The organism is Providencia lanzhouensis (assembly GCF_050469745.1).
Classification (GTDB): domain Bacteria; phylum Pseudomonadota; class Gammaproteobacteria; order Enterobacterales; family Enterobacteriaceae; genus Providencia; species Providencia lanzhouensis.
The window spans coordinates 2,922,299-2,938,699 of sequence record NZ_CP174123.1 but is presented as its reverse complement, the minus strand read 5'-3'; the positions used below and the strand labels follow the sequence as shown (position 1 = coordinate 2,938,699).

Here is a 16,401-nt window from a genome sequence, read left to right as displayed (position 1 = left end):
TTTTGACTGATCCGGAGAAATACCCATGTAATTATCAATGGGTTTTTAAATCACCAGATCTTAATATCACTGCAAATGTTAAATTTAGTTCAATACAAGATAGAGAACGCTTACTTTCGGATGATTTTGGTGATAGCCCTGTAGATATACCAAAATTAAATTTTTTTGATCCTCAACCTTTTTATAATGCTATTGAGAGAAACGCAGAATTATCAGCAAGAAATCATCTGCTAGAAACTCAGGAAAGACATACTCAATTAACAAAAGAAATTCAGTCTAATGAAAATGAATTAAGAAACATTAAAATTAGCATTGAAAAAAGCAGTATTTTAACAATGCCAACACCGATAATCCCTGTACACAATGGAAACTCCGTATCTGATGAAAAAACAAGGATGGATGCAAATTTTGCTCAAACAATTGAAAACAAACTTAATGCGGCTGGCGATAAACTAGCAGAAACATTTGAATGTACCTTTGGACTTGCTTGTGCATCGGATTTGGATAAGGCAGCTAAAAATCCCAATCTTGGAAAAGAACTTTCAAATTCAGATAAAGTAGAATTAGGTGGTACTGGTTCAGGTACACCTCCCGAATGGGATCCAGATGGTGCTAACATTAGCGGCAAGAAATTGAGTATTTCTGATAATCGATCTATTCATTCGCTTAGGGAGCAAGTTAGATTACATGAAGAGAAATTGGCAGCCTACAGGCGTAATCCTGACGCATTTGATAATCTAGGTTACTTAAAAAATGCTCCAAATATCATAGCTAGACAAAAAATTATTAATGGTCGGATTAGACATTTAGAGCACGAAATTAAAATATTTAAAGAAAATATAGATAAAATTAAAAAAGGATAATTTATGAATATCGACCTCAATGTACTTAAGGATGCAATCAATACAATCTTCGATGAAATGAAAAAGCATGGAATCGAGAGCATTAAGCTAGATTCTGATTTTTATTGGAACGTACCATCTGAATCTCTTTATAACATTTATAATGACCCACAGCAGCTAGATATAGGGCAACTAGAAGATGACTATAAGATGCTATGCGAGGCTAAAGAAAAAGACATTTTAGTCCGCTACAATTTAAAAAATATCTCAGCGATTCTTCGCTACTTAGCTGAAAAAGAATCTAACTAATTCACATTATCTATTTCTGACCCAGAGCCTAGATTTTCATAGGCTCTTTTTTATTGCCTCCCCTCAGTAATCTGGTTGAACTAAAAAGACCAATAAACCCCATAAAATCCGTTAAAAAATTTTAAACCAATCGCAATGATTTGCCTTATCAATTAGTCAGATAAGTAAAAATGAGTTATTAAATATAATTTGTGATAAGGGATGAAAAAAGGCACTAATTAGAGTGCTTTCAGCCATGAAATGGATTATAAAAAGTAGGGTCTTAATGGATGTTTATAATGGATTATGATGTTTCAAGCTTAAAAATTGCCCTATAAAGTTTGTTAATGGGTTAAGTTAGCAGAAGAATGTTACTTTCTTGTGAATGAATTAACATTACGTTTAAATTCTGCTATGCTGATTGCCCGAAGCTGGACATAATTTTATCGCCATTGAGATTATGTGAGCAAATTCCTCTGACCTGGCACCGGATGATAATTTTTTTCAGGATGGTGCAGACAGCCGGGTATATAAATAACAAAGAAGCGAGGAGAACGTCGTGCTAGAAGAATACCGTAAGCACGTAGCCGAGCGTGCCGCTCAAGGGATTGTCCCTAAGCCATTAGATGCGTCACAAGTAGCTGCACTAGTCGAGTTACTGAAAAACCCACCCAAAGGTGAAGAAGATTTCTTGTTAGACCTGCTGACCAACCGTGTTCCACCGGGCGTCGATGAAGCAGCGTACGTTAAAGCTGGATTTTTAGCCGCGATCGCAAAAGGCGAAACATCCTCCCCTCTGATCTCCCCTGAAAAAGCTATTGAACTGCTTGGTACCATGCAGGGCGGATACAATATTCACGCACTAATCGAAGCTCTTGATGATGCCAAATTGGCAGCCATCGCAGCGAAAGCACTTTCCCATACTTTACTCATGTTCGATAACTTCTACGATGTCGAAGAAAAAGCGAAAGCGGGAAATGCACATGCTAAGCAAGTGATTGAATCATGGGCGAATGCCGATTGGTTCAACGAACGTCCTGAATTAGCTGAAAAAATGACAGTGACTGTATTTAAAGTGACTGGCGAAACAAACACAGATGATTTATCTCCTGCACCAGATGCATGGTCACGTCCAGATATCCCTCTGCATGCTTTAGCAATGCTGAAAAACGCGCGTGATGGTATCGTTCCTGATGAAGCAGGTAGCGTAGGTCCAATTAAACAGATCGAAGAACTGAATAAAAAAGGTTTCCCGCTGGCTTATGTGGGTGACGTTGTCGGTACGGGTTCTTCTCGTAAATCAGCAACAAACTCTGTTTTATGGTTTATGGGCGATGATATTCCATTCGTGCCTAACAAACGTGGCGGCGGTGTGGTGCTGGGCGGTAAAATTGCCCCTATCTTCTTTAACACAATGGAAGATGCGGGTGCACTGCCAATTGAAGTGGATGTATCAAAGCTGAATATGGGCGATGTGATTGATATCTATCCATATAAAGGTGAAGTTCGTAATCACGAAACTAACGAATTGTTAGAAACATTCGAATTAAAAACGGATGTGTTAATCGACGAAGTTCGTGCTGGTGGTCGTATTCCTCTGATTATCGGTCGTGGCTTAACCACAAAAGCACGCGAAGCATTAGGTTTAGGTGCAACGGATATGTTCCGTCTTGCAAAACCTGTTGCACAAAGCAATCGTGGTTATTCATTAGCACAAAAAATGGTCGGTCGTGCATGCGGTCGCCAAGGTATTCGCCCAGGCGAATACTGTGAACCTAAAATGACGTCTGTCGGTTCTCAAGATACTACGGGTCCAATGACGCGTGATGAGCTGAAAGACTTAGCGTGTTTAGGATTCTCTGCAGATTTAGTCATGCAGTCATTCTGTCACACGGCAGCTTATCCAAAACCTGTCGATGTTACCACGCACCATACGCTGCCTGATTTTATTATGAATCGTGGTGGGGTTTCTCTACGTCCGGGCGACGGTATCATTCACTCTTGGTTAAACCGTATGCTATTGCCAGATACTGTTGGTACTGGTGGTGACTCACATACCCGTTTCCCAATTGGTATCTCATTCCCAGCAGGTTCTGGTTTAGTGGCTTTTGCCGCAGCAACCGGTGTTATGCCTCTAGATATGCCAGAATCTGTATTAGTTCGCTTCAAAGGACAAATGCAGCCGGGTATCACATTACGTGACCTTGTTCATGCTATTCCACTGTATGCGATTAAAGATGGCTTACTGACTGTTGAGAAAAAAGGTAAGAAAAACATTTTCTCTGGTCGTATTCTGGAAATTGAAGGCCTTCCTGAGCTGAAAGTTGAGCAAGCATTTGAATTAGCGGATGCATCAGCCGAGCGTTCTGCAGCGGGCTGTACTATCAAACTGGACAAAGCGCCAATCATCGAATACCTGCAATCTAACATCGTCCTATTGAAATGGATGATCGCAGAAGGTTACGGCGACCGTCGTACCATTGAGCGTCGTATCAAAGGTATGGAAAACTGGTTAGCGAACCCTGAGTTACTTGAAGGCGATGCCGATGCAGAATATGCCGCAGTGATTGAAATTGATCTTAATGAGATCAAGGAACCAATTCTGTGTGCACCAAATGACCCAGATGATGCGCGCTTACTGTCTGATGTTCAGAATGAAAAAATCGATGAAGTATTCATTGGTTCTTGCATGACTAACATTGGTCATTTCCGTGCGGCAGGTAAGCTGCTGGATTCCCATAAAGGTCAATTACCAACTCGCCTGTGGGTTGCGCCACCAACCAAGATGGATGCAGCGCAATTAACTGAAGAAGGTTATTACAGCGTATTTGGTAAGAGCGGAGCGCGTATCGAAGTCCCAGGTTGTTCACTGTGTATGGGTAACCAAGCACGCGTGGCTGATGGTGCGACAGTCGTTTCTACATCGACTCGTAACTTCCCTAACCGTTTAGGTACAGGGGCGAATGTGTATCTGGCATCCGCAGAGTTAGCCGCAGTTGCTTCTCTGTTAGGTCGCTTACCAACGCCAGCTGAGTACCAACAGTTTATGAATAAAGTCGACGAGACTGCGGAAGATACATACCGCTATCTGAACTTTGACCGACTGGATCAGTACACTGAAAAAGCCGATGGTGTGATTTTCCAAACTGCTGTTTAATCAGCAGTAGATAGAATCATACTGACTTAACCCCAAGAATTGAGAATTCAATTTTTGGGGTTTTTTCTATCTTGCTTTTAGCAAAGAATACGAATATAGCTAGGTGAGCGTTAAAGATATTGTGAAATTTCAATCAAATTCAAATCAGGATCTCTGATATACAAAGAGATAATCTTACCGATAGCACCAGTTCGTTGTACTGGACCCTCTATAATTTTCACACCTTGCTGCTCAATGTGCTTTTGAACTGCTATTAGTGGCATATCACTGATAAAGCAGAGATCTAACGATCCTGGAACAGGCAAATGTGCCTTAGGTTCAAACTCTTTCCCATATTGGTGAATGTTTATCTTTTGCTGACCAAATTGCAGGGCAAAACGTTGTTCACCGAAGGTGATCACAGACATCTTTAAAATACGTTGGTAAAAATCAAGGCAGGCATCAAGATCTGTGGTGGTTAAGACTAAATGGTCTAATCGATTAATCATTAACGTTCCTATTACCGAGTTGGGGAGTGTGTATCAATCTTAATCGAATAAATATATTTATGCAGCGTAATAGTCACGACCATTAATTTTTTCTGACAGTCCGTAATAGCGCTAAGCAAACCCGCTTGACTCGCGTTATACTTAATTCAAAGACGCAAAGTGTGAGGTATTGCATATGGACTACCAATTTTTAAAGGATATTACAGGAAGTATTACCGCTAAATTTTCAATGGATCATGAAGCTATCGGTTACTGGTTAAATGAGGAAATCAAAAATGATCTCAGTTTACTGGATACCATCGCAGAAAATTATGAACTGATTAAAGGCAGTGAAAAGCAATGGGAGTTTATTGGTCACGAATACACACTTATTCTTGATGATGAGGAAGTGATGATCCGTGCGAACCAATTAGCTTTTGAGACGGATGGGTTAGAAGAAGGCATGAGTTACTATGATAATGAAAGTATTGCCTTTTGCGGTGTAAATGACTTTTTCGACATGTTGGATGACTACCGTGAGTTTGTTATCGAAAATCGATAAATAGCATTTTATTTATCGATTAATTTTATATTTTGATAATTTATAGCTATTATTTTAAGCGTGTTATTCAATTATTTACTAATAGTTTCCAAGGTTATTAATTGAATTGAGCGAGTTTTCCTAGTCTAAATTTGATCGAAAAGGATATACATATGAATACTGATGATGTTACAGGCGCATTGAATGATGCAACAAATTGGTTTGTGGCAAATCAGGATCTGCTAGTCCAGTATGTCGTCAATATCGTTTCCGCACTTGTTATTTTAATTGTGGGTTTGATGATTGCTAAATGGGTTAGCCGTGGTTTGAATCGCGTGATGACAATGAGAGGAATTGACTCCACTGTTAGCGAATTCTTATCTGCTATTGCTCGCTATACCATTGTGGCATTTACCCTAATTGCTGTGCTGGGCAAAATTGGCGTACAAACTGCCTCTGTCATCGCGGTAATGGGTGCCGCCGGTTTAGCGGTTGGTTTAGCATTACAAAATTCATTAGGTAACTTTGCTGCGGGCGTTCTGCTGGTGGTATTCAGACCATTAAAAGCGGGTGAGTTTGTTAAGATTGGTGCGATTGACGGTACAGTACAAAGCGTGCAAATTTTCTCAACTACATTGAGAACGGCAGATGACCGTATTGTGGTGATCCCAAACGGTAAAATTATTGGTGACAGCATCATTAACGTGACTCGTGAGCCGCTTCGTCGCCAAGATATTATGGTCGGTGTTGCTTACAATTCTGATATTGATGTGGTTAAAAAAGTATTGGGTGATATCGTTGCTGCTGACTCGCGCATTCTGCACGATAAAGGCGTGACTATCCGTTTAAATGAAATGGCACCATCTTCATTAAACTATTTAGTGCGTTTCTGGACAACGAATGGCGATACTTGGCCAGTTTATTGGGATTTAATGGAAAACTTTAAGCGTGCTCTTGATAAGCACAATATTGGTATTCCATTCCCGCAAATGGATGTTCATCTTCACCAAGTTAATACCAGCGCAAAAAATATTTCTGCTGAATAAGTATTAACGTATTTATCTTTAAAAATGGCGCGATCTAAAAGTTGCGCCATTTTTATTTGCACTTTGTCCTTAACTTCATCCTGACTTTTCATCATTTCGTTATTGCCAATCCTGATTAGCCCTACTTATGGTCCATTAGAGTTAATCGTTTTCACTAATAATTTTTTCTGGATATCATTCTTTGCAGATAATCTGAATAATTATTAGGAAAAATTGCATGTTTACAATTTATTTTCAGGGGGCTCTGCTTGGGGCTGCAATGATATTGCCCTTGGGGCCACAAAATGCGTTTGTGTTGCAACAAGGTAGTCGCAAACAGTTTCATTTAATGAGTGCATTATTATGCGCGCTAAGTGACACGATTTTAATTATTGCTGGTGTATTTGGCGGTAGTGCGCTATTAAGCCAGTCTGAGTTATTGATGGCATTAATTACATGGACTGGGGTCGCTTTCCTAGCGTGGTATGGCTATGGTGCGTTTCGTACCGCCATGACCCCAGATGATGAGGTCTTACAGCTAGAAAGCAAAACGATGACACGCTGGAAAGTGATTGTGACTTTATTTGCGGTCACTTGGCTTAACCCTCATGTGTATTTAGATACGTTTGTGGTGTTAGGTAGTGTGGGTGGGCAATTAGAAAGCCAATTACGCCCATGGTTTACAGCAGGGGCCTTAACGGCTTCATTCGTGTGGTTTTTCTTATTAGCCATGTTAGCCGCTTGGTTTTCTCCTATACTGAATAAACCACGCTCTCAGCGTTTTATTAACCTGTTTGTCGGTTGTGTCATGTGGTTTATTGCATTTAAACTCGCGATGCATGGTCTGGGTTATTAATTAGCATTATTCTGAATCGCAGTTTGCGCTGAATATGATAATGTGAACCTTAATCAAAGGAAGTTTATGATGAACTTCCTTTTTCTTGTAGAGAAAAATACCATTGGGAGGTTCTGTGAAATTGAAATCTATCGTTGTTGCTGCCCTGCTGGCAGGTCTTGCGGTACCAACCATGTCATTGGCAAGCGCCGCACCAGAGGGGCCGCATATTTCGACATCAGCAAGTGGTGCTGTGAAAGTGGCGCCAGATATGGCCACGCTGAGCATTAATGTGCAAGTAACCAATAAAGATGCCGCTGCTGCGAAAACCGCCGTTGATAAGCGTGTTGCTGAATACTATGAATTCCTAAAGAAAAATGGCATTGAAAAGCAAGATATTGAAGCTGCCAATGTGCGTACGCAACCAAATTATGATTATAGTTCGTCTGCGAAAGCATCCTTAAAAGGCTATACCGCGACAAGAACTGTTGAAGTGAAAGTGAGAAAACTGGATCAACTGAATGTTCTACTCGATGGTGCATTAGCGGCAGGATTGAATGAAATTAATTCAGTCCAATTTGGCGTGAATGATCCGCAGAAATATCGTAATGCTGCGCGTGACCAAGCAATGAAGAATGCTCAACAGCAGGCTGAAGCGTTGGCGAAAGGGTTTAATGCGCAGTTAGGACCGATTTACAGCATTAATTACAATGCTCCATCAGATGTGCCATACCCAATGGCGATGCGTAGCCGTGGCGGTTCATTGAAAGCCGCTGCTCAAGATCTCAATGTTGATGAGACCTATGAGCAACAAAGTATTGATTTTAATGACCAAGTCGATGTGGTTTTTGAAATTAAGCGTTAATTTCAGCCGCAATTTCATCATCTTGTTTTAGCATCTGGCGTCCTGTTTTTAGCAGGGCGTCAGTCACTTTCTTCATTGTGCGGCTTTCTGGCGCAAAACGATGCCAATAAAGCATACGGCGCTGGCATAACCCCGGTGTTAAATCGATTAGTTCACCATTTTCTAATTCGCTGGCAATCTGCAAGTGTGGGATCATACAGCATGTTGAGCCCTGTTTTGCTAGCTGCACAAACGCTTCCGATGAGTTAACGATATGGCAAGGGACACTACCTGGCGATAGACCAAAGTTTTGTTGTACAAAGGCTTGGTGCATATCATCTAAGTGGTCAAAAGCCACGGCAGGTGCTTTTAGTAGCGATGCGCGAGTTACACCTTCAGGGAAATATTTAGCCGCAAAGCCAGGAGATGCCACGAAAATATAGTCCAGAGCACCCAGTTTATCGACTAAACAGCCCGGTAGCGCTTGTGGCTGAATACTGATAGCACCGACTACTTCACCGCGTCTTAAACGTTCCTGGGTACGAGTTTCATCTTCCACTTGAATATTCAAGCGAATAGGGGTGTTGCCCAGAACTGGATTCAATGCAGGTAAGAACCAGGTTGCCAAGCTATCGGCGTTGACCGCTAAGGAGAGCAATAATGGGGTAGAGCCGCTGTTTTCATCTCCAAGCCACTGTTCTTCGAGTAATTCTACTTGATGAAGCAGCGCTAGCAGTTTTTGACCTTGTTCAGTCGGATGTGGCGGAACGGTGCGCACGAGTAAAGGCTGACCAAAAAGGTTTTCTAACTGTTTGATTCGTTGAGAAACCGCAGATTGGGTGATACACAATTTTTGTGCTGCTCGTTCAAATCCGCGTTCACGAATGACGGCATCCAGTGCTTGCAAGGCGCGATAATCAGGGCGCTTCATCAAAAACTCTCCTTCTTGTTATTCTGCCAATCACTATGCCATATTTTTAGGGATAACACTTGCAAATATTCCTAAAGGGTATTTTTCATAAGAAGTAGTGCACAATCCCTAATAACAATACTGCAACTTGCTGGGTGTCCGGTATATACTATTGAGCATCTACTTAATGACTCATTATTTCAGTATAAGGCTCTCGCATGACTCAGGATGAATTAAAAAAAGCAGTAGGTTGGGCAGCATTAGAATATGTTAGACCAGGCACCATTGTTGGTGTTGGTACGGGGTCTACTGCCTCTCATTTTATTGATGCATTAGCAACAATGAAGGGGCAAATCGAAGGCGCAGTCTCTAGCTCTGAAGCATCAACGCAAAAATTAAAATCCTTGGGTATTCCCGTTTTTGACTGTAATAGCGTGGATTCATTAGATGTTTATGTTGATGGTGCTGACGAAGTTGACGGTAATATGAACATGATCAAAGGCGGTGGTGCAGCGTTAACCCGTGAAAAAATCGTGTCTGCCATTGCTAAAACATTCGTGTGTATCGTAGACCAATCTAAGCTGGTGGGCGTACTGGGCAAATTCCCTCTACCAGTGGAAGTGATCCCAATGGCGCGTAGCTATGTGGCTCGTGAGCTAGTCAAACTGGGTGGTCAGCCGGTTTACCGTGAAAACGTGGTGACGGATAACGGCAACGTTATTTTAGATGTTCACAATTTAGAAATTCTCGACCCAGTCGCATTAGAAAATAAAATCAATGGCATTGCTGGTGTCGTAACAGTCGGGTTATTTGCTAACCGTGGTGCGGATGTTGTGCTGATGGGAACGGCTGATGGCGTAAAAACCATTAAGTTGTAATTAATCAGAATGTAATGATAAGCCAGTGGCTTTTTGAGTTCACTGGCTTATTTTGTTTTTGATTAGCGTGTTTTTAACTAAATAGTTTGATGGTTAATGACTTTTGTAAATATCATCAACATGAAAATTATTTAAATTTTTTTTACCTTCCGTTATTTTGGTGATATATCTCACACAAATGCCCATTGGGTGGGCAAAATGCTTATTTTGTGTTACCGCTCTAGATTTTCCACCACATAACTTCTTTTTCATCACACTTTTTAGCAGAGTCTAAGCAATCGTTTGTATTGCTACTGCGCTGAATTTTGCTATGTTGGTATTCTCGTTTTATTTCAAGGTGCATGTGAGGGGGCTGGAGTGCCTTAATTTCATGGCGTGCATCTCGAATTATTTTGAGTTCATACGAAATTCATCGGTCAAAAATTAAGTACGATAGGGTAGGGTAAATGGTCAAGGTATCTTTGCAGAAAGACAAAATTAAATTTTTACTGCTTGAAGGTGTTCACCAAAGTGCTGTGGATAACCTCAAAGCAGCGGGTTACACCAATATCGAATATCACAAAAGTGCGCTGTCGGACGAAGAATTAAAAGAAGCGATTAAAGATGCACGTTTTGTGGGGATCCGCTCCCGTACTCATTTGACGGAAGAGATCTTTGCCGCAGCAGAAAAATTGGTGGCTGTGGGATGTTTCTGTATTGGAACCAACCAAGTTGATCTCGATGCTGCAGCGAAGCGCGGTATTCCTGTCTTTAATGCACCATTCTCCAACACCCGTTCCGTGGCGGAAATGGTATTAGGTCAGTTATTACTTCTGTTACGTCGTATTCCTGAAGCGAATATGCAAGCACACCGCGGGATCTGGGAAAAACAAGCGAAAGGCTGCTTTGAAGCTCGTGGCAAACGCTTAGGTATTGTCGGTTATGGTCATATCGGTACACAGTTAGGGATCTTAGCTGAAGGTATCGGTATGGATGTTTACTTCTATGATATCGAAAACAAATTGCCATTAGGTAACGCAACTCAAGTTCGTTCATTACCAGAATTATTAAAAATGAGCGATGTGGTGAGCTTACATGTGCCTGAAACGGCCAGCACGAAAAACATGTTTGGCGAAGTGCAGTTTGAGCAAATGAAGCAAGGTGCGATTTTCATCAACGCATCACGCGGTACTGTTGTTGATATTCCTGCATTAAGTTCAGCGTTAGAAAGCAAGAAATTATCAGGTGCAGCGGTTGACGTTTTCCCAACGGAACCAGCAGCAAACAACGATCCTAATGACCCATTTATTTCTGAGTTGATTAAATTCGATAACGTTATCCTGACTCCACATATCGGTGGTTCAACGGAAGAAGCGCAAGAAAATATCGGCTTAGAAGTGGCAAGTAAACTGGCAAAATACTCAGATAACGGTTCAACATTATCTGCGGTTAACTTCCCTGAAGTTTCGCTGCCAGTGCATATGGATGATACTAACCGTTTACTGCACATTCATGAAAACCGCCCTGGTATCATGAACAGTATCAACCAAGTGTTTACTGAAAATAACATTAACGTGGTTGGGCAATACTTGCGAACCTCAGGGAATGTGGGCTATGTGGTTATTGATGTGTTGACGCAGTCACCAAGCCAAGCGGATGAAGTATTACTGAAATTAAAATCTCTACCAGGCACCATCCGCGCTCGTCTGCTGTTCTAATCAGTCGATGCATTAAAAACATTTCATTAAAAGCACAGTGGCGTTGGTATCTACCAGCGCCATATTTTTTTCGGAGTAATAATTTCTGGTAATGGAATATCCCAGTGCGCGACAGGTAAATCTTCAACTAACTGACAATCATGGGCGAGTCCAATAGGATAAAAGCCAGTTTGTTGCCAATTTGCCAATGTTCTATCATAAAATCCGCCTCCCATTCCTAACCGTTGCCCTTGGCTATCAAAAGCTACCAGCGGGATCATCATAATATCCAGTCGCTCGATAGGTAATACATCTAATACATTCAATTGTGGCTCTTCAATATTAAATTTATTTTTTACTAAGGTAGTCTTCGGCGTGTAGTGCAAAAATAATAGGTGGTGAGGATCAAAAGGGTGAATAACGGGAAGATAAACTTGTTTACCGTGATCCCAAAGGGCTTGGATTAATGGACGTGTATTAATTTCACCATCGAACGAAAGAAATAGGGCGATAGTTTTAGCCTGTGCGACTTTTGGGTGATTAAGTGTGTGGGCGATAATGCGTTGTGCCGCATCATCTTGAACTTCAGGCGTCAGTTCCCGTCTGGTAGCTCGAATAGATTTACGGATTTGCTGACGTAGTGAAGATAGCGTATCTGACATAACCGTTTCCATAAATCATATTCCTAATATCAAGTTGATAACTCGTGGAAAAATTTACAAAACAGTATATCGCAAGGAATAGGAATACGTAATTTTTAGTGTGGGTTTGAGATTTTGTGCAAAGAATACAGCGCAGACTAAATAGAAGGGAGGTCTCCAAGATGCCGTTGTAGGCTGTAACCCTTGAACCCTTGGTTCAAGGTGAACGCAGTTTAGCAACCTTTAGGCTTCCTGAGCGAATCAGGCATGCTCACCAGCGCAATAACCACATTCTGTTTGGTATGAAATATCGGCTCAGGGGACTTACCCACTGACGCGCATCTCAGAGAAATTTGTTTTGAGAACTTTCGTTACTCAGTGACTTCATTGTACGAAATTAGAGTGTAAATGCAACCTAATTTTTCGTTTTATTATTTTACTAGTGATTGATTAATAAGCATATTTACTCTAGGGGCAATACCTGCCTCTCAGTGATTTTCACCTGATCGTGCAACGCTTGTTCAATCGTCTGCTGCAATACTTTTATTTTCTCTTCCATATTATAAGCATAATCGCGCGTTTTTGTCTTTTCTTGTGCTAATTCGTGACAGACGTTCAATGCGACAATGAAAATAAGTTGTTCAGTGTTAGTGACACCGCTTCGGTCTTTTAACGTTTTTAAGCGTTCTTCTAATTCTTTTGCTGACTCTAAGAGCGCTTCTTTTTGTTCTATTGGGCAATTAACGCGCATAGAGCGCCCAAAAATCTGAATATCAACGGGTTGTGCGGACATGATACCTCCATACTAAAATCTTTTTCGCCAATAAAAGTAGGACATTTGGCGTAAATGTTGTTAATTTTTGCATAGCTTATGCTTAGATAGGCATTGGCGATATATTACTAGTTTAGAATAAAAATAAGCTAATAATAACTCAGACAAAAAAAGCAGACTGGTCTAGCGGCTATCCTTGGTGGTAGCATATCACGAATCCCAAGCTAACATGACGAATTCAGATGTCTATACAAAAATCTTTACCTAACTATGAATCGTTGGACAACTTACTCCAACAGCACTCAATCGCACTCACTGCCGCCGAGATCCATGGTTTAATAACCGGACTGATTTGTGGAGGAAGCCGTGACCTCGGTTGGCAAACCCTTGTTCATGATCTAGCAAATGACGGACTTGCGTTTCCGCAAACCGTTTCACAACCGCTGCGTGAACTGTATGACCTCACATTTGAAGCATTAGATGACACCGAATTTGCATTCAATATGCTATTTCCGGATGAAGACGCTTCTGTGTTTGACCATGCGGATGCACTAGCTGGCTGGGTTAACCACTTCTTACTTGGCATTGGTGTTGCTCAACCTAAACTGACTGATAAAAAAGAGATTAGTGAAGTAATTACCGATCTACGTAACATCGGTATGCTTGGTTATGATGAAGAAGAAGACCAAGAAGAGTTAGAGCAAGCATTAGAAGAAGTTGTTGAATATGTGAGAGTTGCCGTTCAACTGTGTTATATCGCATTGGCTGAGCCGAAAAAAGGCCCAACCGCTGTTGAGAATATCAAGCCCGTTCTTCACTAATCTATAATATTAGGTAGCGACCCACTAACTGTAGGCTTTCTGCATTGTCAGTCACCTACGGTTAAGGAACGGATTTACCTAATTTGAACTGATTGCCGTTTGATTTTTAGCTAATTATCAAACAAGCAACCAATCTAAAACCCAAATAATAAGGCAATAACGGTATGAATAAGCAGGAATTTATTTCTCGTCGTAATGCATTATTGGCTCAAATGGCGCCAGCAAGTGCTGCTATTATTTTTTCAGCACCTGAAGCACAACGTAATGCGGATTGCGAATATCCGTATCGCCAGCACAGTGATTTTCTATATCTGACTGGATTTAGTGAGCCAGAAGCGGTTTTAGTTTTAATAAAAAGTGACGAGAAACATAGCCACACCGTGCTATTCAACCGTGTTCGCGATCTCACCGCAGAAATTTGGTTTGGGCGTCGCTTAGGACAAGATGCTGCACCAGAAAAATTAGGTATTGATAAAGCGCTGCCATTCGATGAAATCGTTGACCAGCTTTATCAATTACTCAATGGTCTCGATGTGGTTTATCACGCTCAAGGTGAATTTGATTACGCGGATAAACTGGTTTTCGGTGCATTGGATGTCCTGCGCCGAGGAAGCCGTCGCAACTTAAAAGCTCCTCGCACGCTCATTGATTGGCGTCCAATGGTGCACGAAATGCGCCTATTTAAGTCGGATGCAGAAATGGCAGTCATGCGCAAAGCGGGTGAAATCTCAGCATTAGCCCACATTCGTGCGATGGAAACTTGCCGCCCAAATATGTATGAATACCAGCTTTGTGGTGAGATTGAGTATGAATTTACTCGCCATGGTGCGCGTTTCCCATCTTATAACACCATCGTCGGTAGTGGCGAAAACGCCTGCATTTTGCACTACACAGAAAATGAATGTGCGATGAAAGATGGGGACTTAGTCCTAATTGATGCCGGTGCAGAGTTAGAAGGTTACGCAGGGGATATCACCCGAACTTTCCCTGTGAACGGAAAATTCACCAAAGAACAGCGTGAAATTTACGATATCGTGCTTCAATCTATTAACACCGCATTAGAACTTTACCGCCCAGGCACCAGTATCCACGAAGTGACTCGTCAAATTGTTCGCATTAAAACAGAAGGCTTAGTGAAATTAGGCATTTTGCAGGGTGACGTCGAACAATTGATCGAAAACAAAGCGTATCATCCATTTTTTATGCATGGTTTAAGCCATTGGCTGGGCTTAGATGTTCATGATGTCGGTTTTTACGGTGTAGAAAGAGACCGCATTTTAGAGCCGGGCATGGTGCTGACCATTGAACCAGGATTATATATTGCGCCAGATGCTGACGTACCGCCTCAATACCGTGGTATCGGCGTACGTATCGAAGACGACATTCTTATCACTGAAGATGGGAATGAAAACTTAACGGCCTTGGTCGTCAAAGATCCTGATGAAATTGAAGCGTTAATGGCGGCGGCTAAAAAACGCTTAGGTTAAGCAGTAAAAAGTAATAATAGAAGGTAATTAACAACCTATGAATGTGATTATTGTTGGGGGAGGAATGGCTGGCGCGACATTGGCACTGGCAATTTCATCACTCAGTCGAGGACGTGTTTCGGTATCACTAATCGAAGCATCTCAACCGGATAACCAGCATCCGGGCTTTGATGCACGAGCGATTGCGTTAGCGCACGGCACTTGCCAATACCTATCGTCGATAGGTGTTTGGTCTGCATTTGCTGATTGCGTTACCCCCATTAATCACGTTCATGTGTCCGATAGAGGGCATGCAGGGTTTGTTAATATTCATGCTGAAGATCACCAAATCACTGAATTGGGTAATGTGATCGAATTGCATGAAGCAGGTGCTCGTTTATTTTCACTGTTACGTAAAGCACCCGGCGTTACACTTTATTGTCCTGCTAAAGTGGAGCATGTTGAGCGTACAGTGGACAACGTGACTGTCACGTTAGACAGCGGTGAGCAAATCACGGGCAGTTTATTAGTGGCGGCGGATGGTAGCCGTTCTGCGATTGGTCAAGCTTGCAATATGCAATGGCAGCAAGATGATTATGGACAAGTGGCAATTATTGCTAATGTGAAAACATCGATTGACCCCGCAGGGCGTGCCTTCGAACGCTTTACTGAATTTGGTCCTTTGGCATTATTACCTATGTCTGAAGGGCGTAGCTCGTTAGTTTGGTGTCATCGCCAAGAACATGCTGACGATATTAATGCGTGGGATGATGAAACCTTTATTCGCAAATTACAGCAAGCATTTGGCTGGCGTTTAGGGGAAATAACCCAAGCTGGTAAACGTAATTGTTACCCATTAGTGTTAAGAAAAGCGGTGAATTCTGTCAGTCACCGTGTTGCGCTGGTGGGAAATGCAGCGCAAACATTACACCCAATTGCGGGGCAAGGTTTCAACCTTGGGATCCGCGATGTCATGCAATTAGCTGAGTTAGTCGTTAATGCTCATGATAATCAGCAAGATATTGGCAGTTATTCATTGCTAAGTCAGTACCAACAAACCCGATTAGCCGATCGAGAAAAAACAGTCACCATGACCGATGGTCTGGTGCGCTTATTTGCTAATCGTTGCTTCCCATTAATTGTGGGGCGTAATTTAGGTCTGATGGCGATGGAGATGTTGCCGCCTGTTCGTGATGTTTTAGCCCGCCAAACCCTTGGCTGGGTCGCACATAAATAAC

At 41.8% G+C, this 16,401-nt stretch carries 16 protein-coding genes and 1 other RNA gene; 12 read left to right on the top strand and 5 right to left on the bottom strand.

Going from position 1 to position 16,401, the window contains the following annotated elements:
• Positions 1–2: 2 nt before the first annotated feature.
• From ACIH2S_RS13955 to acnB, 3 genes are all read left to right on the top strand, one after another.
• Positions 3–863, top strand: coding sequence for a hypothetical protein (locus tag ACIH2S_RS13955; RefSeq protein ID WP_231138096.1), 861 nt, complete (start codon positions 3–5; stop codon positions 861–863).
• 3 nt (positions 864–866) lie between these two features.
• Positions 867–1,151, top strand: a complete 285-nt coding sequence (locus ACIH2S_RS13950) for a hypothetical protein (RefSeq protein ID WP_036951169.1) — start codon at positions 867–869, stop codon at positions 1,149–1,151.
• A gap of 538 nt (positions 1,152–1,689) precedes the next feature.
• Positions 1,690–4,287: a bifunctional aconitate hydratase 2/2-methylisocitrate dehydratase gene (gene acnB, locus ACIH2S_RS13945; RefSeq protein ID WP_036951167.1), complete on the top strand. Its 2,598-nt coding sequence runs from the start codon at positions 1,690–1,692 to the stop codon at positions 4,285–4,287.
• 110 nt (positions 4,288–4,397) lie between these two features.
• Here the strand turns inward: acnB and ACIH2S_RS13940 are convergent, their stop codons facing one another.
• Entirely contained in the window at positions 4,398–4,775 is a 378-nt protein-coding gene (locus ACIH2S_RS13940) for a VOC family protein (RefSeq protein ID WP_036951165.1), read from the bottom strand.
• A gap of 175 nt (positions 4,776–4,950) precedes the next feature.
• On the opposite strand from ACIH2S_RS13940, the gene ACIH2S_RS13935 reads away from it, so the two are divergent.
• From ACIH2S_RS13935 to ACIH2S_RS13920, 4 genes are all read left to right on the top strand, one after another.
• Positions 4,951–5,316, top strand: coding sequence for a YacL family protein (locus ACIH2S_RS13935; protein ID WP_036951163.1), 366 nt, complete (start codon positions 4,951–4,953; stop codon positions 5,314–5,316).
• Positions 5,317–5,468: 152 nt separating this feature from the next.
• Positions 5,469–6,341, top strand: coding sequence for a small-conductance mechanosensitive channel MscS (mscS, locus tag ACIH2S_RS13930; protein ID WP_036951161.1), 873 nt, complete (start codon positions 5,469–5,471; stop codon positions 6,339–6,341).
• Positions 6,342–6,558: 217 nt separating this feature from the next.
• A complete protein-coding gene (argO, locus tag ACIH2S_RS13925; RefSeq protein ID WP_108478273.1) occupies positions 6,559–7,176 on the top strand; it encodes an arginine exporter ArgO in 618 nt (205 codons plus the stop codon).
• Between the two features lie 115 nt (positions 7,177–7,291).
• Complete coding sequence (locus ACIH2S_RS13920) at positions 7,292–8,020, top strand: oxidative stress defense protein (RefSeq protein ID WP_036951158.1); 729 nt, start codon at positions 7,292–7,294, stop codon at positions 8,018–8,020.
• Here ACIH2S_RS13920 and ACIH2S_RS13915 read toward each other — a convergent pair.
• Entirely contained in the window at positions 8,010–8,930 is a 921-nt protein-coding gene (locus tag ACIH2S_RS13915; protein WP_036951157.1) for a LysR family transcriptional regulator ArgP, read from the bottom strand. The genes ACIH2S_RS13920 and ACIH2S_RS13915 overlap by 11 nt on opposite strands.
• 197 nt (positions 8,931–9,127) lie before the next feature.
• On the opposite strand from ACIH2S_RS13915, the gene rpiA reads away from it, so the two are divergent.
• Both rpiA and serA read left to right on the top strand, forming a co-directional pair.
• Positions 9,128–9,787, top strand: coding sequence for a ribose-5-phosphate isomerase RpiA (rpiA, locus tag ACIH2S_RS13910; protein WP_108478272.1), 660 nt, complete (start codon positions 9,128–9,130; stop codon positions 9,785–9,787).
• A gap of 446 nt (positions 9,788–10,233) precedes the next feature.
• Positions 10,234–11,484, top strand: coding sequence for a phosphoglycerate dehydrogenase (gene serA, locus ACIH2S_RS13905; RefSeq protein ID WP_036951154.1), 1,251 nt, complete (start codon positions 10,234–10,236; stop codon positions 11,482–11,484).
• 50 nt (positions 11,485–11,534) lie between these two features.
• Here the strand turns inward: serA and ACIH2S_RS13900 are convergent, their stop codons facing one another.
• The 3 genes from ACIH2S_RS13900 to zapA form a co-directional block, all read right to left on the bottom strand.
• The gene (locus ACIH2S_RS13900; protein WP_230083136.1) at positions 11,535–12,137 is read right to left on the bottom strand and encodes a 5-formyltetrahydrofolate cyclo-ligase; all 603 of its coding nucleotides are present in this window, start codon (positions 12,135–12,137) and stop codon (positions 11,535–11,537) included.
• Positions 12,138–12,274: 137 nt separating this feature from the next.
• Positions 12,275–12,457, bottom strand: a non-coding RNA gene (gene ssrS / locus ACIH2S_RS13895) — 6S RNA.
• Between the two features lie 110 nt (positions 12,458–12,567).
• A complete protein-coding gene (zapA, locus tag ACIH2S_RS13890) occupies positions 12,568–12,897 on the bottom strand; it encodes a cell division protein ZapA (protein WP_036951152.1) in 330 nt (109 codons plus the stop codon).
• A gap of 221 nt (positions 12,898–13,118) precedes the next feature.
• Between zapA and ACIH2S_RS13885 the strand changes: the two genes are divergently transcribed.
• From ACIH2S_RS13885 to ubiH, 3 genes are all read left to right on the top strand, one after another.
• Positions 13,119–13,697: a YecA family protein gene (locus ACIH2S_RS13885; RefSeq protein ID WP_036951150.1), complete on the top strand. Its 579-nt coding sequence runs from the start codon at positions 13,119–13,121 to the stop codon at positions 13,695–13,697.
• Between the two features lie 164 nt (positions 13,698–13,861).
• Positions 13,862–15,184 carry a Xaa-Pro aminopeptidase gene (gene pepP / locus ACIH2S_RS13880; RefSeq protein ID WP_108478271.1) on the top strand — a complete coding sequence of 441 codons (1,323 nt, stop codon included), beginning with the start codon at positions 13,862–13,864 and terminating at the stop codon, positions 15,182–15,184.
• 37 nt (positions 15,185–15,221) lie between these two features.
• Entirely contained in the window at positions 15,222–16,400 is a 1,179-nt protein-coding gene (ubiH, locus tag ACIH2S_RS13875; RefSeq protein WP_108478270.1) for a 2-octaprenyl-6-methoxyphenyl hydroxylase, read from the top strand.
• The last annotated feature ends 1 nt before the right edge of the window (position 16,401 follow it).